Genomic DNA, 24,546 nt, shown 5'->3' with positions numbered 1-24,546 from the left:
AGTTCAGCCTGCTCTTTTGGTGACGAATACGAAGTTATAAAAAGGATATTTGTGCGGTCTATTTTATTGTTTTTAGTCTTGTTTCTTAACGGTTGCGATAACTGGTTCAACCCAGAAAGAGCAATGTTTGACAAGTATCACCAACGTGTCGCCAATGTGTTGGACGCTCCTACTCTTCCAATCGAATCACAACCTACGGTGACCATACCTGCAAAACGTGACTTATTCGAGCCACTTCCAAGGCTATCGATTGGTTTACTAGAAAGCTACCAATTACGCCAGTGTGGATTATTCAATCTACTTGCCGAAAAAAACTCACAGCTTGGTAAGGTGCAGGATGCATTTCATGATTTTGATTACCAAACTTCACTGTTACGAGTCATGAATCGATGTCTATCCGAATTTCCGCTTAGCGATGAAGAACGCGCTACATTGACAGAGCTTTATTCGACTAAGTGGCAGCATTTAGGTACTCATCTTGACAACTTGCTACTCGCGAGTGATGCAATGCAAAAGCAGCTAACGGCGTCGGATTGGCTATCTCAAGAAACACCAAATGATGTTGCACGTATTAACGACGTCTATCGCCTTTTCAGTGAAATGTACGGCTTACCTCATCGCGCCATTTCACGTCTGCCCGATATTGAGATTGTGCAGTATCAAGAAGAGCTAGAGAAATCTCGTTTAATCGGACGACTTTACTATTCGATGATAAACGCTTCTCACTGGCTCAAAGCTACGACTCAGTTACTTGAACAACATCAGAATAATGTTTTGTGCGGGCCAAACCGAGACGTGACCCAGTTCCGCTACCTAAGAAATGTCTTCCAATCTATTTACGTTGAAGAAGTGCAACCTTACTTAGCCTATTTAGACAGTACCTATCAGCAACTTCATGATGGTGCCACCTTGATAGAAAAGCGTATGCAACTTCATGGTCATCAATATGGCATAAAAGAAGCACACAAAACCTTTAGACAAGAAACCCTAAACCACGTTCAGTTTTGGCAGGGTCTCTTCAAGCGGTGCGGCGTAACCGTTGGCAGCGAGTAAGTGCAGAGCGCTCTATTCCTTCAGCCTCTCACGCAAGAATCGGGCAAAACGTGGTTTACCGGTATGAGTAAAACCGTTGTACCTGAACGTGACGGTTGAACCTATTTTCGGAGGCTGACGACGCACTTCATCGGTAAACCCACTACCAATGTAAAACTCTGTACCATCGGGTAAGCGAACTAACATCGCCCCCATCATACCCAATAAACGCCCCGTGCCTGGCTTATAGCCCACGACTAGCGCTTCATCATCCGCGTATCGTTTCAGTTTAAGTAAATCACTACCACGTCCAGCTTGATAACGACTTGATACCTTACGTAGCATCACCCCTTCACCATCGGATATTGAAATCTTATCCAATTGCGCAAACAGGTGAGCTTCATTTTGGATCGCTCGGTGTTCGACATATTTGATATGAGGTTGGTCTACTTCGAGCACTAAGTCTTTGATGTTGTAATAACGCTTCCGGTAATCACCAGCAGAATACGGCATATCAAAGATCATAAAATCAATGTTTCGCCAAGCTGACTCCACAGGCGTTTTATCCAAAACCGTTTGTTGTACGAGATGAAAATTGCCTCGTCCCGCCCATAGCTCACCATCTAACGGATAGTCAGGTAGTGAATCTATAAACCAATCTGGAGCGTAGATTCGGTTACCATTTCTCGTCACGAGATGTTGTCCGGTCCAATAGGCGCGAATGCCGTCGAGTTTTTCGCTATACCAGTATTCAGATACATCGATACCATCTTGATAGCTTTGCGCAAGAGAAACTGGAGGTGTGAGAGAAGTATCAGCTTGAAGCTGCGAAGACGCTGTCATAACAGCCAGCGCGATTAATGTCATTTTTAATGGCATAAGAAGACCTTGTACAAAAAAGCGCCTTTATTGAACCGTAACTCCTCTCGATGACCTATTTGTTACTAGTCATTCTTCGACTCAGAACAATCAACTTAAGTAATGATTTGCAAGGACAATCATAAACTTTAGACAGATTTTGCATTTAATATTTACACATTGTTCACAATAAGATGGGGGAGTCTCAAATCAAGTCACAACCTAATCTCGATGAGACTCTTGCTTTAGCGCTCGATATTAATTCGACATCTCTCCTGAACCAAGCCGTTTGTCTATGCGTTTTTGATTCTCAAATTGAGAACCTATTCCTTCTCAATTTGAATGACATTATCAAAAAATCATAACCATTTGATTTTATTTGCATTTAAATTTGGCACGTTACCTGCTCTATACCCAAGTAGAGAAAACAAACGGAGATAGAGTCATGGAATTACGCAAACTAGAAATTAATCAAGACAAATTAGCCATTGAATTTTTTGGTGACTTAGACGCAAGTGGCTGTCGACAAGCACAACATCACATTGATGAAGTAATTCACGACAATCATCACAAAGAAGTCGAAATTAACCTACAGCACGTCCAATTTCTTGATTCTTCAGGGATTGGTGCCATTGTTTACTTATATAAGCGTCTAGTTGAACGTGAAAGAAGCATGAGTATTGAAAACGTATCAGGCCAACCTTTAGAAATCATGAGCTTGCTTCGTATTAACCATGCTATTCCCGTTAACTCAAAAGGACACTAAAAATACCGGTTTAAACGGAGGTTGGCATGGTAAATCTTATACGACGATATGTAGTAAGCGGTCTTGTTGTCGGCATGTTTGGTTGTTCGTCGTTTGACTACCCAGACCACGGAAAAGGTGGCTTGGCGGAAAACTATCAAGATATCTCAATTGAAAATTATCAGTTTTCCCCAGTCATGCCCGATGAACCGTTAGGTCCAGAGCATGGGTTGAGGTTTGATTGGCAACTCACCAAGCTGCACCTAGACGCGTTGATTCAAGAAGGCGCACGCTGGTGCTTTCCTGCAGCAGTCGTGCAAGCACTTGAGAAGCAAAACAGAATCGCACGTGAGTTAGAAGGCGGACTTCTACTCGATGCTGCTAACGACCTGGTGATTCAGCGTCGACGTTTAAACCAACTTGAACAGCAACTCGACTATGTATTAAGCCAAACCACTTGTACGCCACCCGATGATATTGAAGCATTGCGTAGCGATTTGAACGTCGTCGCTGAAATTTATGCACTCCTCAATATTGATAATCAATTTGCTGTCGATTCAGCAGAAATTAATCCAAAGTACATGGGACATTTGGCAGAAGCTGCCTACATTTTACGTGACCACCCTAACCTAACTCTTGTGGTGACTGGGCATGCCGATGTCACTGGCTCACCAGATTACAACCAGAAACTCGCTCAAGCGCGTGCAGAACAAGTGAAGCGTTACCTGACTGTATTTGGCATCACTTCAGAACGCGTAACCACCAAATCTGTGGGAGATAGCCTGCCGCTTTACGAGGGTGAAACACCTGCCGTGCGTTTAACCAATCGCCGCGTAAGCATCGAGGTTATTAGCCCTAATTCAGATAGCGATACCTCAGTAAATCGCAATCTATCTGTAGGAGGTGCGCTATGAACACGATGAAACCATTTATCACCTTAGTTCTTTTGTGCTTGGTTGCTTGGGTACCTACTTCGTCAGCAGATGGAAACAATACTGTTAAGGTTGGCGATTTAATTCAGATTAACCTACCTGGAGAAGCGTCTTTAAATAAAGGGTTTCAAGTCGATCGCCGTGGGCGTATTAACTTACCGGAAGTCGGCCCTGTATTTGTTGCTGGATATAATGAACAACAGCTCCAAGACGTGATTATCGAAACGCTAAAAACCGTGTATCGTGACGTAAACAACGCTCGAGTCTTTATCAAACAACAACAGTTATTAGTGTCAGTCCAAGGCTACGTGGTCAAACCCGGGGAATATACCTTACCTTCAGGTTCCAACATTCAAATGTTTGTATACGAAGCTGGCGGCCTTCGCGCTGGTGCTCAGCTCGATAAAATGATCGTTAAACGCGGCGACAAAAACATCGAGTTTGACTACAAACGTTTCCTTGATACTGGTGATAATAGCCAGCTCCCGAAATTGGAATCGCTGGACGTACTGTTTGTTCCAGCATCTCCACTCGTTGGGAATATTGAGCAAGAATTTGATGCAGCAAAACTCGCGAACTCAGGCGATAGCGCAGACTCCGCTCGTGCCATCAAAGTCTTTGGTGAAGTTAATGCTCCCGGCTCATTCTCTTACAAACCGAACACCACGCTCGTTGATGTCGTGATGAGAGCTGGCGGCGTAACACGATATGCTAGTGTTGAGCAAATTCGCGTGATCACAAATAACAACCCAACCATGTTTAATCTAAAAAAGTATCTGGATACGGGTGATCAAAGCTTACTACCAGAAATCCTACCGGGTGCCACCATCTTTGTTCCAAAACAGGAAGAAGAAATCAAAGCGGGTGCAAATGTGGTTTATGTCATGGGTGAAGTTGCCCACCCTGGCGCGTATGAAGGAAAGCAAGACGCTAGCTTCATGGATATTCTCGCCAATGCAGGCGGGCCTACTCGCTATGCAGAATCTCGCCAAATTCGTGTCATAAAAGCCGATGGTAAGGTCATCAAATTCGACCTAACCGCGCATACCGAGGGGCTGTCTTCGGTTAGACCACCGAATGTCGGACCTGGCGACGCGATTTTCGTCCCTGAGAAAACCGATTTCAACGAGAAGTCATGGCTAAAAGTGGCGCCAAGTCGAGCGGTCGCTGTGATGGGAGAAGTCGTGCGCCCGGGACGTATTGAATGGTCAGACGAAATGGATTTAATTGATCTGCTTGCGCATGTTGGCGGCCCAACACGTAGAGCTGACACCACCAAAATTGAAGTCGCCAATAATGGTCAAATGACACAGTTCGATTTAGATCAATACATTTTAGATGGCTCACCAACATCGAATCTGCCCCGAGTTTCTGCTGGCACGGTAGTAAGAGTCCATGCATTACCTGACGATCCATCAGACAACAAATCGCAATGGGTAAGCCAGAGCTCTGATGCCTCGATATATGTTTTCGGTCAAATCAATGCCCCAGGCCGCTATCGCTTTACCGAAGAGATGCACTTTCTGGATATTTTATCTGCCGCCGATGGACCAACAATGGATGCCGATATTCACAATATTCGTGTGACGCACCGTGGCCTAGGCTATGCCAAAGTGAGTAAATTGAATTTGTCGATGTACTTTGAAACGGGCGATGAGTCTATTCTGCCCCACGTTCGTCCCGGCGATACCATTTACATTCCGGAAAAAAACAAAAACTGGTTGGATCGCTCCAAAGAATCCACCGTGCGTGTATTAGGTGAAGTAAGAGACCCTGGGCGCTATGTATTTAATGACAACATGACGGTACTTGACTTGCTGGCCGAAGCAGGAGGCCCGACAAACAATGCGTATCTTGAAAAAATCAGTGTGGTCAACATGTCTTGCTGTCAGGGCCAAGCTCGAACATTTGATTTGGTGAACTTTAGCAAAACCGCCAACATTTATGATTTACCAGTCATCCGTGCAGGCGACACTATTTACATTCCACATAAAGACGAAAGCTTTGCTGAAAAAGCGAGAGCCGGATTAAGAGATATTCTACAAATCACCACAACCATCGTGTTAATAGGAGCGTTGTAATGACTATTCCAGCCACTCACGCTGAGATTGAGCAAATTTATCTCCAGAGTGAACAGAAAGGCCACAAAACGATTTGTGTTGTGGGTTGTAAGTCTGAAGACGGCGTCACTTCCGTGGCTTCATCTCTAGCAGAGCGTCTGGTTTTAGCTGGGCACAATACTTTGTATGTGGATCTTAACCTGTTCAAGCCCGCTTATCGCACCATTCACGAGTTTGATGATGCCGAAAAAGTTGGCCACCTGATCACAAGAGAAAATACGCATCAAACCTTAGTCGGTCTCCCTGCTCCATCTCTCGCCAGCACTCAATTGGCGTACCGAGACCCGACAATGATGAAGCGCAATATTGCAGAGTGGTTAACGCAATACGAGCGCGTCGTGATAGACACATCTCCACTTCTGAGTGTCAACCGAAGCAATATTGCCCCTCAAGTGATTGCGGGCGTATGTGATGCCACCTTATTAGTCGCACATTATGGCTCTACGACGGCAACCCAACTCGAACAAGCCAAAAAACTACTTGATGCTAGCGATGCGAATTTGATTGGTTCCGTGCTGAATATGAAGCATACACCTAGCCTGAAAGATGAGTTGATCCGCCAAGTTTCCAAGCTACGCTTTTTACCCAAAAAGTGGAAAGAAAAGATATCTCAACAAATTAAGAAAAGTGAACTGTTTATGTTATAGGGAGCGCCAATATGACTGCAAATAACACACCGACTGTCGAACAAGAATTGGTGGATGAACACATTCTCCAGCAAATGATCAAAGATACGTGCGCCGAAATCATCCCTACGCTGATTGAACACTATATTGAAGAGTCACGAGAGCGCATGGAGAAAATAGAGCAAGCATTAAGCGCGAGAGACCTCCAAACATTAGAGTTCGAAGTTCATACACTCGGCAGCTCTGCCCTTGCTTTAGGTAACCGAACGCTTTCCAGACAAGCAAGAATGATTGAGAAATATTGTGTGGAAGGAAAAACACTAGAAGCATTGGCTCTCTGTGAGTCTCTCTCCCAGCTGGCCAATGAATCGTTTGACGCGCTAGAAAAGCGAAAAGATCAAGGGTTCGAGTAACAGTTTCAATGATAAATTATCTTATGAATCATCGCACTTATTAAAGTGCGATGCCGATATCATCTAAGACATTTACAATTTAACTTAATCAATTAAAAAGTATGGATTTTTCGCAAATTTCCCACCTTGTGCTAATACTTAGATAACGCTTTTCTCAAATTGAGAATATTCAGCACTAGAGAGCACTAAGTCATATAACTCGCTCATCACGCCAAATACAAATAATAGTGCTGACAAAAATCATAAAAGTGAAACGAACTACGTTGGGATAGGACTATGAGACCAAGGGTGTTACTGGTAGAAGACTCTACTTCACTAGCCATACTTTATAAGCAGTATGTCAAAGACGAACCTTATGACATTTTTCATGTTGAAACAGGTCGCGAAGCAATTCAATTTATTGAAAGAAGCAAACCTCAACTCATCATTCTCGATTTGAAACTGCCCGATATGTCTGGTGAAGACGTATTGGATTGGATAAACCAGAATGACATTCCTACCTCAGTTATTATTGCTACAGCGCACGGCAGCGTAGACTTAGCCGTTAACCTAATTCAAAAAGGTGCGGAAGATTTCTTAGAAAAACCTATTAACGCCGATCGCCTAAAAACTTCTGTTGCATTACACCTCAAACGCGCCAAATTGGAAGATTTAGTAGAAAACATTCAGTCCAAGTTTGATCGCCATAACTATCACGGATTTATCGGTTCAAGTCTCCCAATGCAGGCGGTATATAAAACTATTGATGCCGTTGCTCCAACATCTGCCAGTGTCTTTATTGTGGGTGAAAGCGGCACAGGTAAAGAAGTCTGTGCTGAAGCCGTGCACCGTCAGAGCGACCGTAAAGACAAACCTTTTATTGCTATTAACTGCGGGGCCATCCCCCGAGATTTAATGGAAAGCGAGATTTTTGGCCATGTTAAAGGCGCATTTACCGGAGCCACAACAGACCGAAAAGGTGCTGCGACGCTGGCTCACGGTGGGACGCTTTTTCTCGATGAACTGTGTGAAATGGAACTTGAGATGCAAAAGAAGTTGCTCCGTTTTCTTCAAACAGGAACCTACACACCGCTTGGCGGCACTCGAGAGATGAAGGTGGATGTTCGAATCATTTGTGCCACCAACCGAGATCCATTAACAGAAGTGGAAGAAGGTCGTTTTCGTGAAGATTTGTATTACCGCGTACACGTAATACCTATCGATATGCCCCCCCTACGCGAGCGAGGAAGTGACATTGTCACGCTAGCCAAGCACTTTTTGACCACTTATGCCAAACAGGACAAAAAGAAATTCTCAACAATCGACAGCGAAGCTCAACATATCATCAAGCATTACGAATGGCCGGGTAATGTAAGGCAATTACAAAACATCATACGTAACATTGTGGTGCTTAATAATGACGAAAAAGTCACGGTGAATCACCTACCCGCTCAACTGACTAGAAAGTCTAAAACGGTGAGAACATCCACTCCCGCGCATGTAACTCAAGAGCCAGCACCCCCTCCAACAATAACATCCCGACCAGTGTATGTTGAGGAACAATCGGCCCCCGCTAGAGAACCGTCAATACCGACACCGGAACCTAACATACAATCATCAGCGGCTGCCTCGCCGTACTTTAACTCTGATGGAACCATTCGCCCTATGTGGCAGGTGGAGCGTGAGGCGATTCAAAACGCAATCGCATACTGTGATGGCAACGTACTCAATGCCGCCGTAATGCTGGAGCTAAGCCCATCTACGGTTTACCGAAAAAAACAAGCGTGGGAAGCGGATGAAATTAATCTCGAACAATCTTGAGAAACTTGCCGTTGGTGAAATTTGGATTTTTCTTGATAGCCGCCTGTTTGGCGGTATCGAAAGTCACGTCATAGAGCTTGCTCGTGGATTAATGACATTTGGGCACAAAGCACGTGTTGTCTTAACGACTGAGTACTCGCCACCAGCACAGATTGTAGAGAAAGCAGAAGAATCCACCATCCCTGTGAGTTACTTGAACCATTTGTCTGGTGAGCCACATAAGGCATTAAAGATCAAACACCTAACAAGCGCGGTCGCCAATCACCAACCATCGGTCATTCACTCCCACGGTTACAAAGCGTCAATCTTAGCGCGCTGTGCCAAGCTACTCACGCGCACATTTCCTCGCTTGATTTCAACTTATCATGCAGGAGAATCATCCTCGGGCAAACTGTGGCTCTATGATTGGCTTGATAGAAGTTCAGGCTACCTCTCTAACCACTGCTTTTCCGTCAGCCCAAGCATTCAGCGTAAAGTCATTTTCCCTTCGGAACTGCTGAATAACTTTGTTTCGATTCCCGATCGTAATCTCAACTATCAAGAAATCGCTTTCGTCGGCCGATTGAGCAAAGAAAAAGGTGCCGACCAATTTATCGAAGTAGCAAAGCTCTGCCCAACACTGCATTTTAGTGTTTACGGTGATGGACCCGAAAGAGAATCACTCGCCCACATTGCCCCTTCAAATGTGATATTTTTCGGTCATCAAACTGAAATGGAGACCGTTTGGAAAAACATTAGCGTGCTGGTAATTTCTTCTCGCTATGAAGGCCTGCCTATGGCGGCGCTTGAAGCAATGGCTAGAGGAATAGTAGTGATGAGCCTACGCGTGGGTCGCTTGCCCGATATTATCCAAACTGGCGAAAATGGCTTTATTGTCGATGACGTCCCATCTCTCGCTCAATGCCTTAAACATTGGATGTCTCTTGATGAAGTGCAGCAATCTCACATTCGTCAAAACGCTCGGCAGACCATTATTGATGATTTCTCGGCGCAAAGCGTTATTCCTGTATTGCTACGAAAATATCAAATTGAAACGGAGCAATAAGCCATATTGGTTCTCAATATGAGAATATTGCTTACCCCCTTAAGGCCAAGCACAAATATCTAATAATATTCAAACACATAAACTAATGGCATATTTTGGCATCTCTGTTGCAACTCAGCAGTTAACACAAGTTAATGATGAGACAGAGGTGACTTATGACTACTCCAAAACGCATTCTATATGTTCATTATGGTGATAACTGGATTCGCGGCAGTGAAGTGGTATTTCTGGATCTCATCTCAGGGATTGACCGTGATAAGTTTGAGCCATTCGTGTGGTCAAACTGCCAGCCACTAATCGATAAGTGTCAATCGCTCGGAATTGAAGCGGAACATTCTGTTTTCAATCTCGTTGGTGGCTGGAGTGCGCCTCGCTGGGATATTAGCGGATGGAATAGCCTTATCAAACAAGGCTCAGCACTGATCGAAAAACACAATATCGACTTGGTACACGTTAATAGCGGTGGCCCTTGTCAATGGATGTGTTTGGCTGCACGCATGAATCACATCCCACTTGTCACCCAACTTCATTGTCACTATACATTGCGAGATCGCTTCTCTCTTGGGCTACACCTCTCCCCAAAATTGATTTGCGTTAGTAAAGATGTCGGTCGTGAAATTATTCAGGACGGTTACCCAGAAGACCAGCTTTATGTTGTGCACAACGGTGTATCGCTTCAAGACTCTGATACGCCCATTGATATCAAGGCTCACCTCGGAATACCTCCACAAGCGTTTACCTTTCTCTCGGTAGGTTCGTTGATTAAAAGAAAAGGATTCGACCGCCTTATTCGCGCTATGCGCATGCACAATTACCATCACGATAATCCTCATCTTGTTATCGTTGGCGATGGCGAGGAAAGAGAAACATTGCAACAACTTGCTTCGGATCTCGGTATCCAAGACAGAGTCCACTTTGTCGGGGAAAAAAGCAATGCTGGTGCATGGATGTCTGGGAATGCAGACGCTTTTATTAGCGGCGCCTATGAAGAGGCCTTTGGTCTCGTGCTCGGGGAAGCGGCTTTAGCTCAGCTGCCTATCGTGGCTCCTAAAACAGGAGGCATCCCTGAGTTGTTCGAGCATAATCACTCTGCGCTACTGTACCAGAATCGCGGAATGGCAGGCTTATTAAACGCTATCCAACAAGTCATGCAAGATGTAGCTCTAAGAAACAAGCTAGCTGAAAACGCCTATCTTCATGCTAGCCAAAACCTCACGACTGCAGCATCCATAAGCGCCATTGAACGTATTTATGAAGGTGAGCTTGAGAACAACAGTATTACACCAATGCCAATGACTCACTGCATGAAGCCTCTTTCACGCTGGTTGAGCATCAATTGAGGAGGCCAGTCATGAAACGTGTATTAATGTTCGACGCAATCCCAATGCAAGGTGGTTCTAAAATTGCGAATGCAGAACTCCTAAAACAGTGCGATAAACTGAACGTAATTGGTTATCTGCTGACCACGAATCCAGAGCATTGGGAGTCACTACTTAGCGATACGCCTCGTGTGCAGATTATCAAAATCAAACCATCACCACTGAGCTCCACTCATGGCCTCACTTACTGGTTAATGAACGCGTATTACTTTATCCAACTGATTTTTGCGTGCATGAAACTACCAAAGATAGATAGCTTTTTAGGTTTATCTTGCCCAAGTAATGATATGCCTTTGTACTTACTAAGATTAATCAGCAAAAAGCCTGTGGTACAAATGGTTCATGGTCCAATTGGTCGTTCAAGATCTTCCGGCTACTGCTTGGTAAAAGCATCCGCAATTTATTACTTGGCAAACACCCGAGAATCGATGCTAGAGGCCTTACAGGTTTACCTCAAAACCGAGAAGCCAGCCACTGAACGCTATTGGTGTGGTTTGAATGCTTCTACGTTTGTTAACGGACTATCGAGAGACCGCTGGCCAAAACAAGCAAATCCGATTTCAAACCGCGTCTTCTGGGCGGCCAGCTTACTAAAATGGAAGAACATCGATCTTTTTCTTGATGCTTTAACACTTGATAAGACAAAAGAGATCAAATCTACCGTGTGTTACATCAAACCAAGTGTGGCAGGTGTGGAATATTCAACACCAGACTTCACCACAAAAGGTGTTGAATGGCATGAGTGCCCAGATAACCTAGATGACCTACGCTCTCAGTGTGGTGTGTTTGTTTCCACCAGTGTTAACGAACCTTTTGGGTTATCCATTTTAGAAGCTCTCGCAGCAGGCATGTGCATCGTCATCCCACATGATGATAGCTACTGGGATCGCGTATTAACGCACGGCCGCAATTGCATCAAGTACACACCAAACAATGTGGCGTCGTTACATAACGCAATTCGCCTTTTGAATGAGTCTCCATGGATGAAAGTGACAATGGGTATCGAAGCACTCAACGTTTCTCAACTTTATACGGCCGAACGTTGTTATCTGCCAATCGCTCAGCACCTTGCAGCAGAATCCGCACCGAATGGCGATTGTAAACTCAAAACACCGCGATACATCAAAGGATATGACCATGTCTAAAGCAATGACCAATATGTCGCTGTTCGCTATCGCGTTAGTGATAAACAAAAGCATCAGCTTAATCATGCTGCCTGTATTGCCCCACTTTCTCTCACCAGAACAAATGGGCAAGCTTGAACTGCTTACCACCTTTGGCGTTGTCACAACCTTATTCGTCAGTTTCGCTTTGCATGAAGCGCTGTATCGATTCGTCGGGGTTGAGAAGGATCAAAATACGCGCACAAGCCTACTAAACCAGCTGTACTCACTTGCTTTATTCATCGCTGGCATAGTGGCTTTATGCCTACTCGCTATCATTATGCTCGCGCCTATTCCTGCTCCTTTTACGCGAGTCGAGTTTGCTATTGTTATGTTTGCTATCGTTCTAGAAGGCAGTATCGCAATCGGCACAGCTTGGTTGAGAACACAGGACGACAAAGCAAGAACCCTACTTAACGTCATGGTGACTACCACTGTTTTTCAGGTTATTTTCATCATCACGGCGCTGTCTGTTCACCCACATGTTATTTCTGTTTTATGGGGTGGCTTGTTGGCTGCTATTACTCAGTTTGTCTGGCTGCACATCATTAACCGCTACAGCATGACTCTGCCAAATCTGACAGTGGCGAAACAATACGTAAATTACTGTCTGCCCATGATGATGGCTGGATTGGTTGCGTTTTGTCTCAATGGCGCTGAACGCTGGTTCATCGGCGCGAACGCCTCACTTGCGACGTTAGGGATTTACGCAATAGCCGTAAAATTTGCGGTTGGCATGTGTATTTTAGTTCAGCCATTTGGCATGTGGTGGATGCCACGTCGATTTAATTACCTAGAAGCGCGTAGGAGTACAGAAGCTGTGCGCATCACTCATCTAGGCATGTTTTACATTACAGGTTTAAGTGTTGCAGTCGGCACATTAGCAATGGTGATGATCACTTACCTGTTACCAGAAACCTATCATGAGGCGGTACTGTTCAGCTTGTTCTTACTGCCTATCGCCATGCTAAAAGAGTGGAGCGAACTCATTAATATTTCCATTTTGTACAAGCGTCGTACTCGCTGGTTACTGGGTATTAATGTCGTCTCAGCATGCGTTGCAATTGCTTTGCTGTTTGGCCTATCGTCCCTGGGTATCTATGGGGTTTTCATTGCGCTTTATTACGCTCAACTGTGTAAGCTTGGCCTTACTTATGTGGTAGGCCAACAATGCATGCCGTTGCCTTTTCACCTAAGCCTGATGGTTTTATTGCAGATTATCTCCGGTGTGGCACTGTTCCTGCTTCACTCTTCACAATCAATAGGCATCGCCATCGCAATTTGCATTTTGACATGCACTTTGCTGGCAGGGATAGCCACTCGCTATATGAGTAAAGAGACGCTAAATGCGCTCACTCGATACATGGTGAAGTGGCGTGGACAGGTGAAGAGATACTCGTTATGACTGAAACCAAGGTGAGAAGAAAGCAGTCCATCGCAGCGCTGACGATTACCGTCTGTATCGGCCTGCTTTGGATTGTTATGCCTCACCCTATTTTGATTGTCGCACTATGTTTCGCCCCGCTGGCTTTACTGTTCGTTCTCAACCAAACGTTTTGGCTTGTCACGCTGTTCGTTATTTTTTCATTCTTTCGTATTCATGAAGCGTTTCCCATTATCTATAACTTTAAAATCCCATTGCTACTATCATTGGGGGCACTGGCCGCACTTGCTTTCCACCTTTTGATAAGTCGCCAGCTTACGGCTTTTTGGCACCCTTCATTAAAATGGCTGTGCATATTTTGGGGGCTGGTGATCATCGGTATCGTCTTCGCCTCCAGTCGTGACATTGCCATTACAGTTTTCAAAAATACCTATTGGAAAATCATCATTATGACATTGGCGATCACCTGGCTTATTACCAAGCCTGCTCAGTTAGCACAAATGTCGAAAGCAATAATTTTCGCCGGATTGTTGATTGGTTTAGTCGCATTACAAAACGCAGCGAATGGCATTGATTTAGTGGAAGGGACACGCGTATCGATTGGACGCTCCATAGGTTCAGTACTCGGCGATCCGAACGACTTGGCGCTGGTGTTAATGTTTCCTCTCGCCTTTACCGTTAGTCAGTTAATAGAGAAACGTTCACCTAAGCATCTCCGGCTCTTCGCACTTGTTACCTGTTTGGTGTTGTTTTTTGCGATTATTGAGACACAAAGCCGCGGGGGCTTGTTAGGCTCTCTATCGGTATTTGCGTACTTTGCCTTTAAGCATATCAAAAGCAAAACGTTAGTTTTAGTACTAGGCGCCGTCGCAGCCATCGTACTCTACGCATTTGCTGGTATCTCAGGGCGAGAATCGGGTGGCGCAGCCGAGGATGGTATAGATGCCTCTGCGATGGGGCGACTTTACGCGTGGGAAGCCGCATTTAAAATGGCTCTCCACCATCCGTTAACTGGGGTTGGGCTTGATAATTTCTACTTCAATTACTATTTCTATAGCCCGCACTGGGATGGTATCAATCACGCCGTACACAGTACTTGGTTTGGCGTATTAGCAGAAACGGGGTTTGTTGGACTCGCCGTGTTCATTACATTGATTGTGTCATTGATTCGAACCTCTTTGCATTCTATTTCACTACTGACGCCAACATCGGATTACACCCTCTCTGTTGGAGCAAACGCAGTCTTAAGTGGGCTTATCGGGACCATCGTATCAGGCACTTTCCTCACTCAAGGTTTCACTTGGCCAATTTACATTCTGGCAGCATTAACGGTTGTCGTTAGCCGAATCGTTCAAAGTGATTGTCAAAATGAGAAACCCTAATTTCAAATACCAACAGAAAGTCCAATTGCCTGTTTTATAAGAAGTAAATCCTTGGCACGTATTGTGATTACTCTCTAGATTAGTAATCAAATAACGAAGACTCAAGGAGAGCCACATGACAGATATCGTAGTATTTGGAGAAGATTTTGGCGGGCTACCCTCCTCCACTCAACACATTGTCAAACGACTAGCAACGAGCCACCGCATCCTTTGGGTTAACTCAATTGGTCTGCGTCAACCTAGGCTGATCGCTAAAGACATGCAACGTGCGTTAAACAAGCTCGCTCGTGTGTTTAATAACGCTGGATCGCATAAGCCAACGTTAGAGTCTGAAATAAACCCAAATATTCACACCATTAACCTACTCACTATTCCTGCTCCAAGTTCTGCGCTGGCAAGAAAAGTAGCGGCTAAGATGATGAAATACCAGCTCAATAAAAAATTACACGCTCTTGGTTTTGATAAGCCTATATTTTGGACATCGCTCCCGACGGCCGCAGATGTTTGTGCGGAAATGAATTCACGTGGGCTAATTTACTATTGTGGCGATGACTTTAGCGCTTTAGCTGGTGTTGACCACGACACGGTTGCCAAGCATGAACGTACACTGGTTAACGCGGCTGATGTGATTTTTACAGCAAGTGACAAACTCGCCACTCAATTTCCATCTGGTAAAACCGTCACTTTGCCTCACGGTGTCGACTTTAGTCTATTTTCTGAGCCAGCACCTAAGGCTGAAGATTTTCCTAATAATGGTCGCAAAGTGCTGGGCTTTTATGGCAGTTTGTCTGAATGGTTAGACTACGACTTAATTGCCCAAGTCGCAGACCAAGCGCCTGACTGGGATCTCGTGTTCATCGGCCCCAACGAGTTCAGTGATAATCCACTTCCACAAAGAAGCAACATATACTACCTGGGCCCGAGAGCGCATCACACTCTGCCACGTTACTCTCAACACTGGGATGCCAGTTGGTTGCCCTTTGTTGATAACGCTCAAATCAAGGCATGTAATCCGCTTAAACTTCTTGAGTACTTGGCAACAGGAACCCCTGTTATCAGCACACCCTTTCCCGCATTAATGCCCTACAAACATATGCTCCATGTGGTTCAAGATGTCGAAGACGTGCGTGCCAGTCTCGATCACCTCCTACCGCCACCGACAGATTCAAAGTCATTTGTTCAACAGCAAAGCTGGGAAGCAAGAGCCAACCAAGTTGATAAATTAGTGAGGGCGCTATGAACGATTTAAGAGAAAACCTCAGTGTACTGTTACATGGAGCTTGGAGACGTCGCTACATGATCGTTATTCCTATGCTTGTATTGCCTGTGCTGGGTTTCATCGTAAGTAAACTGGTTCCGACGACTTATGTCGCTCATACGAGTATGCTTATCCAAGAGACAGCGAAAATGAACCCATTCCTTCAAGATCTTGCCGTCTCAACCATGCTGAAAGATCGATTGAGCGCACTCAGTACCTTGCTAAAAAGCCGACATGTTTTGTACTCAGTTGCCAAAGAACAAGCGCTGATTAGTGACGAAATGAGTGCCAAAGAGCAAGAGTTCATCATTAAAGATCTCGCGTCGCGTTTGTCTGTTCAGCAGCTTGGTAAGGACTTCATTCAAATCCAACTACGAAGTGGCAAACCGAATGGTATGGAGTCGATGTTACTCTCCGTCAGCGAACATTTTGTCGAACAGCTTTTAGCTCCTGAACGATCTTCAATTAAAGATTCAAGTCACTTTTTAACCATCCATATTAATAAACGCAGAGAAGAGTTGGATAAAGCAGAGCAAGCGTTCGCGGAATACAAGAATACTTACTCTCACGCGACGCCTGAAATGCAAGCACAAAGCCTGACTCGTCTGGCAAGCCTTAAACAAACCTTGGCAGAAAAAGAAGCGGAGCTTGCTGGTGTTACCCGAAGCCTAGGTAGTTTGGACCAACAGCTTTCTAAAACCAACCCGGTTATCGGTAAGCTTGAAGAACAAATCATCGACATTCGTAGTGAGCTCACTTTGCTTCGCGCCAAGTACACTGAGGCGCATAGCATGGTTCAAGGCAAGCTACGAGAGTTAAACCGCTTGGAGCAAGAGCGCTCAGTACTATTGAACTCTAAACAACCGGAATTAAACAGCGCCCAACTTTGGGATATCGCAAGCAATACCACCGTAAACAGTCTTGGAGAAGCTCAGCCTCTTCTGGTCTCTCAGCTTCACCAACTGCAAATTATGCGCGGACGCTTTGAAGCCCTCACAGAAGAAACAAATAGCTTACGAACAATGATTCAAGAGTTAGAAAGTAATGCGCATCGATTTGGTAGCACAGCAACAGAAATCAACCGCCTAGCTCGTGATGTCGCGGTAAAAAGAGAAATGTATGATGACCTTGTGGAGCGTTATGAAATGGCTCAATTAACTGGTTCACTTGGCGTATTTGAAGAGAATAAACGCGTGAAAATCATTGATGAACCTTTCACACCAACCATTCCGTCTAACTTACCTAGTTTTGTGTTTGTTATTTTAGGGTTTATCGGTGGCGCGGGTTTGGGCATTGGATTAGCGACGATACTTGAGTTAGCAGATAACTCTATCCGCTCTAAAAGAGCATTAGAAAAGCATCTTGGCGTTCCTGTGATCACCACCCTACCTAAAGTGGTATACGGAAGCTAACAGCCGTTAACACTCCATGACAAGCACTCGTTCAGCGAGTGCTTTTCTTTTTGTGCTTATTCTAACTCCGCATAAGGTTTCCACTAATATGAATCTCAAATTGAGAATAAACATCGAACTTCATATGTGTCGCCATTAACTTAATGTTTTTAAACACTTAATTTATTGGCACGCAGTCTGCAATTCCTGAATAAACAAAGAACTCAACGAGGGTTTGAGAATGGAATTCAGACAAAAGCAAAATAGCACTCAACGCAATAAAAAAGTGATATTACACGTCGTGCAGCACTTAGCTCCTGGCGGTTTGGAAACGCTCGTATTAGAGATGCTTCGTTTTGCGCAACCGAATCATTCCGTGTTTGTCGTAAGTTTAGAGGGAAGCAAAGCGCAAGCACTGCAATGCTGGTCAAAACTCTCGGCCTACCAAGGCCAACTGCACTTTCTCAATAAGAAACCTGGATTCAGCGGGACAACCATCAGTACGCTGACTTCCATGCTCAAAGGACTTAAGCCTGATGTGGTCCACACTCACCATATCGGTCCACTCTTATATGGTGGGATTGCGGCACGCTTAGCGCAGGTGCCAGTAATTATCCATACTGAGCACGACGCCTGGCATCTGAATAACAGAAAGTCAGCTCGACTGCAGTCCCTACTGCTAAAAATGATTCGTCCACATGTGGTTGCCGATGCGAACTTTGTAGCCGAACAAATCCAGACAAAACTGAATTACCGCAAAGTCTGCACCATTCACAATGGAATCGATTGCCAGAAATTTCAAAGCGGTAATCAAGCAACCAAGAGAAACTTGTTTGGGCTTCCAGCCAACAAAACCGTGATTGGAGTGGCTGGACGTTTAGAAGCAGTTAAAGGCCATAAAGTGCTTATCGAAGCCTTCTCTCATCTTACGCCAAACACACACCTAGCCATTGCTGGAGATGGTTCTCAGAGAGCTCAATTGGAAGCACAAGTTAGAACGTTAAAACTTGAGGATCGCGTTACCTTTTTAGGCTTGGTCGATGATATGCCCAGCTTTTACCAAAGCCTCGATTTATTTTGTTTACCGTCGCTTCAAGAGGGTTTCCCCCTCTCAACACTAGAAGCTCAAGCATGTGACATTCCTTGTGTCGCAACCGATGTTGGTGGCGTGAAAGAGACGCTCTGCCCGATTAACAGCACATTGGTTGAAGCCAACCGAGTGTTCTCTTTGGCGGAAGCTTTGTCGCATCAATTGAAATCAACCCATGGTTCTCCTCGAACTTTTATTCTCAAACATTTTGATATCAAAGACATGGTGAGTAGCTACTCACGTTTGGCCAAGGAGGCTAGCTATGAATGATTTACTTTGGATTACAGGTTTTGGTTTATCCGCATTTTTGATTGTCTATCATCATGTTGGTTATCCATTGCTACTTAAATGGCTTCCTTTAAAACAGCAAAAAACCACAGCACCATTTGTAGAGCGAGCTTACAAAGCCTCTCAAACAGACAGTCAGTTACCATCTATTACTGTCATCGTGCCCGCCTACAATGAAGAACAGTGGATAGCAGAAAAGATCCGCAACCTTGCGAGCTTAGATTACCCAAGAGATAAATTGAAAGTGGTGATCGCATGTGATGGCTGCACAGATAACACAGCCGAGATTGCTCAAGCGACGATTCAAGAAGCAATCTGCTCAGATACACTGTTCATCATTAATGACCACCAAGTCAATCGCGGTAAAGTTGCCCTACTCAACGAAGAAATGCGTCATGTTAACTCGGACATTACCGCACTGAGTGATACATCGGCATTGATTTCTTGCGATTCTCTGTTGCTAGCTAGTCAGCATTATCAAAATGAGAAGGTTGGAGTGGTTAACGCGACATATCAAATAATGAGTACCGATAACCAAGGTGAAGCAGCGTACTGGCAATACCAGTCTCGAGTGAAGCACCAAGAATCCTTGCTAGGTTCAACGATTGGCTCTCACGGTGCGTTTTATACATTCAGAACCCACCTATTTGAACCACTTGAAGTCAGCACCATCAATGACGATTTTATTCTCCCTATGAGAATCGTTTTGCGAGGCTATAACGCTATCTACGAACCTAACATGCTGGCTCTTGAACTCGAACAAAGCTCAGACGACGCAGACTTCAAGCGACGCCTAAGAATTTCAGCGGGTAACATGCAGCAGCTCATGCAATTAAAGAAATTACTGCTACCTCGCTATCGTGGCACTGCCTTTGCATTTCTATCGGGAAAGGTTCTGCGCTTAGCAACACCCTATTTGATGATTGTTTGCTTGGTTTGTTCACTACTACTGGCACACAACCCGCTGTTTCAAATAATGCTGCTCGCTCAAGCCTGTGTTTATGGTATCGCACTTGTCACTTACTTGGCGCCTGCACTTAACACAGTCAAGCCTTTTAAACTGATTAGCTACATCGTCATTGGTCATCTCGCCAATTTCATCGGCGGTATGAAGTATTTGCTAGGAATGGAAAATGGACGTTGGAAACGCGTCAACCAATAAGGAAAGCATCATGAAAAACTCACGCTACGATTCAAATGTATGCCACGCGAAAAGAACGTTTGATGTACTGGTTGCAATGTTTATTTTGCTCGTCACTGCACCACTATTCCCATTTATCGCGCTAGCTATAAAAATCACATCAAAAGGCCCAGTGATCTATCGTCAACTGCGTGTTGGGCGCTGTACACCAGAAAAAATGGATCTTTTTCAAATCATGAAGTTTCGCACCATGTATATTGATGCGGAGCAACGCTCCGGTGCAGTTTGGGCAACCGAAAATGATCCTCGAATCACACCAGTAGGACGTTTTTTACGTAAGACGCGTTTAGATGAGTTACCACAGCTGTTTAATGTGTTGAGAGGTGAAATGTCCATGATCGGGCCACGTCCAGAGCGCCCTGCTTTCTACCAAAAGTTGGAAGATGAAATCCCTTATTTTGTTGAACGCACATATGGCGTATTACCAGGAATTACAGGCCTAGCGCAAGTTAACCAAGGCTATGATGCATGCATTGAAGATGTAAGACGTAAAGTTGGTTTTGACCACAGTTACGCACTAAGCTTAGGTTCGTTCTACTCTTGGATTTCAATGGACCTTTCAATCATGAGTAAAACATTCGTTGTAATGATTGATGGACGAGGCCAGTAGTTTCTCGATTCTGGTAACGATCACTCTTGCCACTGGCGTCGCATCTTTTCGATGGTCGCTGGTGGCACATCATGAATGCTTTGATACGCGCCGCGACACACTTTAACTTCCACCTCAATGCGCTTCTTCACGCAGTAGTCCAAGTAACGCTTCATCTCCCAGTGCCGAACAAACGTATTACTCACAATCACGACTTTCCCTTTGTTCAACCACTTTCGAGTTTGCTGAAAACACCATTCATGCGCTTGGGGTAACTCAGTTGGGTTAAAGTGATAATCACCTTCATCATTTTCAAAATACATGTCAGCTTCAAAATGCTTAGCACCAAGCTCTATCGCCAATTGCTTTGCTAAGGTTGTTTTACCTGAACCTGGAAGTCCACGAATAAGAATGAGTTTAGCCAGTGACATAATGCTGTTAAATGAGGTGGGAATAAGCCCAAACTGTAACGGAATTATTGAAAAAGAAAAGTAGAAATAAAAAATGCCGAGCGCATTAGGCTCGGCATTTAAATTCAATAGTGGATAGTGTTTATTTGTAAGCTGACAGTTCGGTTCTTAACCCTTTAACCAAGCTTACACACATCAACAACAGAACAAAGGTAAACGGTAATCCCGTTGCAACCACACCGGACTGCAATGCTTGCAAGGCTTCTTTACCACCAACCCAAAGCATAACAGCTGCAATTGCACCTTCAATACAAGCCCAGAAAATACGCTGTGGAATTGGTGCATCAATCTTACCACCCGCAGTGATACTATCGATAACCAGTGAGCCAGAGTCTGATGATGTAATAAAGAACACCAGAATCAGCACGATAGAAAGCATTGAAATCACTGAGCTATACGGAAGCGCATCGTAAACATGGAACAGAGTCAGTGAAATATCAGTTAGACCATTTGCACCTAGCTCACCAACTTTATTCACCACTTGGTCAAGCGCGATACCACCGAATACAGACATCCAAATCAAGGTAACGACAGTAGGAATAACGATCACTGCGAACAGGAATTCTCGAACCGTACGACCTTTAGACACACGCGCGATAAACATACCAACAAACGGTGACCAAGATACCCACCAAGCCCAGTAGAATACCGTCCAGCCGTGCATCCAAGTTTCATCTTCACGACCGTGGGGGTTGCTCAACGGAATAATATTTTCAATGTAAGCCATTGTTGTGTCGCGTAGCGAACCCCACGCCGTATCAAACGTGATAAAGGTAATGAAAATAAGCAGGGCAAACGCAACCACCATATTGACGTTACTCAGTAGCTTAACACCACCATCAATACCACGAATTACTGATAGCACCGCGATAAAGGTAACAAAGGTGATCACAATCATTTGTGTACCAATGCCGCCTTCTAGACCAAAGACATGGTTAATACCACTGGTCGCCTGCTGAGCACCGAGACCCAGCGACGTTGCAAGACCAAACAGCGTGGATAAAACGGCAAGAATGTCGATAACATGCCCTAACCAACCCCATGCTCGGTCACCAAAAATTGGATAAAACGCCGCGCGCAATGAAAGCGGTAAACCTTTGTTAAAAGCAAAAAACGCAAGTGCTAGTGCAACGAGTGCGTAAATACTCCAACCATGCACACCCCAGTGGAACATGGTGGCACCCATCGCGAGAGATTTCGCTTCTTCTGTGTATGGCACTGCGTTCAGTGGCATTCCCCACCAATCAGTGAAGTACGCGGTCGGCTCCGCCACACTCCAGAACAGAAGGCCAATACCCATACCAGCAGCAAAGAGCATCGACAACCAAGAAACGGTTGAGTGATCCGGCGTTGCTTCTTTGCCACCTAAGCGGATTTTACCCAGCGGAGAAAAAAGAAGAGCAACAGCGAATAATAAGAAGAAGTTTGTCGACCACATAAAGAACGCATCAAACTGTTCGATAATTCCGTTTTTCAGACCGTTTAATACATCACGAGCAGTGGTTGGCTCAACAAGAAGAAGTGAAATTAGACAGAAAACAACGAGACCCGCACTGATGCCAAAAACGGGGTTATGTATGTCGAATCCCCACTTTTGAACGTTGTCCTGTCCAACCTGATAGTCTGTTGTGTCGATACTATATTTTTTAAATGCATTATCCATAAATACAAATTTAACGTGAATTTGAAACGCCCCTCAGGTGAGAAGAACTCCAATACCGCCCTCCATTAATTTGAACTCTAAAGTTTTAAAGCGGGGCGAAGTTTAGCAGTAATCACATATTTTTGCAAAAAATCGCCATTTATTGCATTTTTGGCTCAGTTAAAGGCAGATGAGAACAAAGTAATATCAACACAAAAATTATGAGGTCTAACGATTGATTTTATCGTAATTTGATCGTTCGAAAAGCACTGGAAATACTTGCGCTCTGTGGCTTTATCATTGATGGGCGCGTAAATTGAGATAAGTAACACTGACTTGGTTTCAAAGATAGCGATGAAACCAAGTCAGTAAAGTTTTCATAGAGACTGATTATTATAGGAAATGGAAGGTAATATTCCCCGTCACACTGCTCACGGTGTCACTATCGCTGTCAATATCCACGCCAAACGCTTGATAGCTTGCCCCAATAGAAACATTATCGAGCAAGAAGTATTCGGCACCGACACCATACATGTAGGAGACACCATCATCTTTATCTAGATTTCTCAGTCCGCCGTCATAATCAACATTGAATGCATTGATGCCACCTTTGGCATAGACATGAAGCGGCCCAAAGTCGATGCTTGGTTTCGCTGCTAAATAGAATGAATCAAAATCAGCACTACCCCTGCTGCCACTCAGTGATAAATCCACCTTGCCGTGATTAAAGTAACCTGCTTCAATGCCAATGAATGGCAAAATACCAGTACCTACATGAATACCGTAGGTTGTATCGTTTTCGCTATCAATATCAGATTGACCAATTTGACCGCCAGCGTAAATCCATGAGTCAGCCATTGCTGATGTTGAGCACAACGTTAGAGCTAATAACGAGAGTGTTTTTTTCATACTATCCCTTCCTGAGCGATTCCTAAGCGAAACATTACGCAAATATGCGCATTTAATCGCCACTATATATTGGAAAGCATGAGCATTTTAAGATCCAAAAGTGAATAATTTATGTTCAACTTTTGTTTTGTGACTTCCAGACAAAAAAACACCGACATAAAATCGGTGTTTTTCATATGGGTGTTAGAAAGCTAGACGCTTATAGGAAATGCAGTGTTGCGTTAACAGAGAACGTGCCGATATCGTCTTTACCCGCCGTGTAGTTCATGTAGCTAGCACCAACAGACATCGGACCAAAAATGAAGTACTCAGCACCTACACCGTACATTAGATCCAAATCGTCATCGTCTTTGCCGCCTTTCACTTCTTTGTCCCACTGGTGGAAGCCACCTTTTGCATATACATGCAGTGGACCAAAGTCGATGCTTGGCTTAAGTGCTGCGTAGTAAGACGTTAGCTTAGTGTCTTGACCATTTACGTTAAATTCACCGTGTTGCGTCACACCAGCTTCAATACCAATGATAGGTAGAATGCCTGTACCAACGTGAACAGAGTATGATGTATCCGTCTCACCTTTGTAGTCAGACTGACCTACTGTTGCACCACCGTAAATCCAAGAATCTGCCATTGCCGCAGAAGATGCGCCAAGTAGCGCCACTGCTAATAGAGTTTTTTTCATCATCTACCTTTACTCTTTATTATTCCCACGTCTGCATAACTCAGTCGTTGGTACTACAAATAAAGGGAGGCGAACCATTGCCTCCCAGAACTAAAAAATAACGCTTATTGAGTTACTAGCAATTAGTGTACCAGTAATCTCATACGCGAG

General features: G+C 44.5%; 22 protein-coding genes. 17 read left to right on the top strand and 5 right to left on the bottom strand.

Annotated features, from left to right (window positions below; translation table 11 throughout):
* The first annotated feature begins 51 nt into the window (after positions 1-51).
* Positions 52-1,053 (top strand): DUF3080 domain-containing protein, encoded by a 1,002-nt coding sequence (locus ACWYVB_RS14670; RefSeq protein ID WP_457529318.1) that lies wholly within the window; start codon positions 52-54, stop codon positions 1,051-1,053.
* Between the two features lie 12 nt (positions 1,054-1,065).
* On the opposite strand, the gene ACWYVB_RS14665 is transcribed toward ACWYVB_RS14670, so the two are convergent.
* Positions 1,066-1,911 (bottom strand): DNA ligase, encoded by an 846-nt coding sequence (locus tag ACWYVB_RS14665; protein WP_046875255.1) that lies wholly within the window; start codon positions 1,909-1,911, stop codon positions 1,066-1,068.
* Positions 1,912-2,335: 424 nt separating this feature from the next.
* On the opposite strand from ACWYVB_RS14665, the gene ACWYVB_RS14660 reads away from it, so the two are divergent.
* The 16 genes from ACWYVB_RS14660 (at position 2,336) to ACWYVB_RS14585 (ending at position 20,717) form a co-directional block, all read left to right on the top strand.
* The gene (locus tag ACWYVB_RS14660) at positions 2,336-2,656 is read left to right on the top strand and encodes an STAS domain-containing protein (protein WP_005394270.1); all 321 of its coding nucleotides are present in this window, start codon (positions 2,336-2,338) and stop codon (positions 2,654-2,656) included.
* Positions 2,657-2,682: 26 nt separating this feature from the next.
* Positions 2,683-3,549: an OmpA family protein gene (locus tag ACWYVB_RS14655; RefSeq protein WP_046875254.1), complete on the top strand. Its 867-nt coding sequence runs from the start codon at positions 2,683-2,685 to the stop codon at positions 3,547-3,549.
* Positions 3,546-5,648 carry an SLBB domain-containing protein gene (locus ACWYVB_RS14650; protein ID WP_048626371.1) on the top strand — a complete coding sequence of 701 codons (2,103 nt, stop codon included), beginning with the start codon at positions 3,546-3,548 and terminating at the stop codon, positions 5,646-5,648. The genes ACWYVB_RS14655 and ACWYVB_RS14650 overlap by 4 nt, the downstream gene beginning before the upstream one ends.
* Positions 5,648-6,334, top strand: coding sequence for an AAA family ATPase (locus ACWYVB_RS14645; protein ID WP_457529315.1), 687 nt, complete (start codon positions 5,648-5,650; stop codon positions 6,332-6,334). Before ACWYVB_RS14650 ends, ACWYVB_RS14645 begins: the two co-directional genes overlap by 1 nt.
* A gap of 11 nt (positions 6,335-6,345) precedes the next feature.
* Positions 6,346-6,726 carry an Hpt domain-containing protein gene (locus ACWYVB_RS14640; protein WP_457529313.1) on the top strand — a complete coding sequence of 127 codons (381 nt, stop codon included), beginning with the start codon at positions 6,346-6,348 and terminating at the stop codon, positions 6,724-6,726.
* A 276-nt stretch (positions 6,727-7,002) separates the two neighbouring features.
* Complete coding sequence (locus tag ACWYVB_RS14635) at positions 7,003-8,526, top strand: sigma-54-dependent transcriptional regulator (protein WP_161445568.1); 1,524 nt, start codon at positions 7,003-7,005, stop codon at positions 8,524-8,526.
* On the top strand, positions 8,501-9,571 hold the full coding sequence (locus ACWYVB_RS14630; protein WP_253652170.1) for a glycosyltransferase family 4 protein: 1,071 nt from the start codon (positions 8,501-8,503) through the stop codon (positions 9,569-9,571). Before ACWYVB_RS14635 ends, ACWYVB_RS14630 begins: the two co-directional genes overlap by 26 nt.
* A 155-nt stretch (positions 9,572-9,726) precedes the next feature.
* Positions 9,727-10,911, top strand: coding sequence for a glycosyltransferase (locus ACWYVB_RS14625; RefSeq protein ID WP_457529310.1), 1,185 nt, complete (start codon positions 9,727-9,729; stop codon positions 10,909-10,911).
* A gap of 11 nt (positions 10,912-10,922) precedes the next feature.
* Positions 10,923-12,095, top strand: a complete 1,173-nt coding sequence (locus ACWYVB_RS14620; RefSeq protein WP_253652169.1) for a glycosyltransferase family 4 protein — start codon at positions 10,923-10,925, stop codon at positions 12,093-12,095.
* The gene (locus tag ACWYVB_RS14615) at positions 12,088-13,518 is read left to right on the top strand and encodes a lipopolysaccharide biosynthesis protein (RefSeq protein WP_432596211.1); all 1,431 of its coding nucleotides are present in this window, start codon (positions 12,088-12,090) and stop codon (positions 13,516-13,518) included. The genes ACWYVB_RS14620 and ACWYVB_RS14615 overlap by 8 nt, the downstream gene beginning before the upstream one ends.
* The gene (locus tag ACWYVB_RS14610) at positions 13,515-14,879 is read left to right on the top strand and encodes an O-antigen ligase family protein (protein ID WP_457529308.1); all 1,365 of its coding nucleotides are present in this window, start codon (positions 13,515-13,517) and stop codon (positions 14,877-14,879) included. Before ACWYVB_RS14615 ends, ACWYVB_RS14610 begins: the two co-directional genes overlap by 4 nt.
* 115 nt (positions 14,880-14,994) lie before the next feature.
* On the top strand, positions 14,995-16,119 hold the full coding sequence (locus ACWYVB_RS14605) for a glycosyltransferase (protein ID WP_432596209.1): 1,125 nt from the start codon (positions 14,995-14,997) through the stop codon (positions 16,117-16,119).
* Positions 16,116-17,549, top strand: coding sequence for a GumC family protein (locus ACWYVB_RS14600; RefSeq protein WP_006742947.1), 1,434 nt, complete (start codon positions 16,116-16,118; stop codon positions 17,547-17,549). The genes ACWYVB_RS14605 and ACWYVB_RS14600 overlap by 4 nt, the downstream gene beginning before the upstream one ends.
* Positions 17,550-17,769: 220 nt before the next feature.
* On the top strand, positions 17,770-18,888 hold the full coding sequence (locus ACWYVB_RS14595) for a glycosyltransferase (RefSeq protein ID WP_457529305.1): 1,119 nt from the start codon (positions 17,770-17,772) through the stop codon (positions 18,886-18,888).
* Positions 18,881-20,068 (top strand): glycosyltransferase family 2 protein, encoded by a 1,188-nt coding sequence (locus ACWYVB_RS14590; protein WP_457529304.1) that lies wholly within the window; start codon positions 18,881-18,883, stop codon positions 20,066-20,068. The genes ACWYVB_RS14595 and ACWYVB_RS14590 overlap by 8 nt, the downstream gene beginning before the upstream one ends.
* A gap of 10 nt (positions 20,069-20,078) precedes the next feature.
* Complete coding sequence (locus ACWYVB_RS14585) at positions 20,079-20,717, top strand: sugar transferase (protein ID WP_005394228.1); 639 nt, start codon at positions 20,079-20,081, stop codon at positions 20,715-20,717.
* Between the two features lie 20 nt (positions 20,718-20,737).
* On the opposite strand, the gene ACWYVB_RS14580 is transcribed toward ACWYVB_RS14585, so the two are convergent.
* From ACWYVB_RS14580 to ACWYVB_RS14565, 4 genes are all read right to left on the bottom strand, one after another.
* The gene (locus ACWYVB_RS14580) at positions 20,738-21,127 is read right to left on the bottom strand and encodes an ATP-binding protein (RefSeq protein WP_005394226.1); all 390 of its coding nucleotides are present in this window, start codon (positions 21,125-21,127) and stop codon (positions 20,738-20,740) included.
* A gap of 121 nt (positions 21,128-21,248) precedes the next feature.
* On the bottom strand, positions 21,249-22,829 hold the full coding sequence (locus ACWYVB_RS14575; protein WP_005394224.1) for a BCCT family transporter: 1,581 nt from the start codon (positions 22,827-22,829) through the stop codon (positions 21,249-21,251).
* Between the two features lie 372 nt (positions 22,830-23,201).
* Positions 23,202-23,717, bottom strand: a complete 516-nt coding sequence (locus ACWYVB_RS14570) for an outer membrane beta-barrel protein (protein ID WP_005394222.1) — start codon at positions 23,715-23,717, stop codon at positions 23,202-23,204.
* Between the two features lie 199 nt (positions 23,718-23,916).
* The gene (locus tag ACWYVB_RS14565) at positions 23,917-24,396 is read right to left on the bottom strand and encodes an outer membrane beta-barrel protein (RefSeq protein WP_005394221.1); all 480 of its coding nucleotides are present in this window, start codon (positions 24,394-24,396) and stop codon (positions 23,917-23,919) included.
* Positions 24,397-24,546 lie beyond the last annotated feature (150 nt).

This window comes from Vibrio sp. JZG10 (assembly GCF_054064075.1).
Note: the sequence above shows the minus strand (reverse complement) of the source record. Positions and strands in the feature narration are given on the sequence as shown.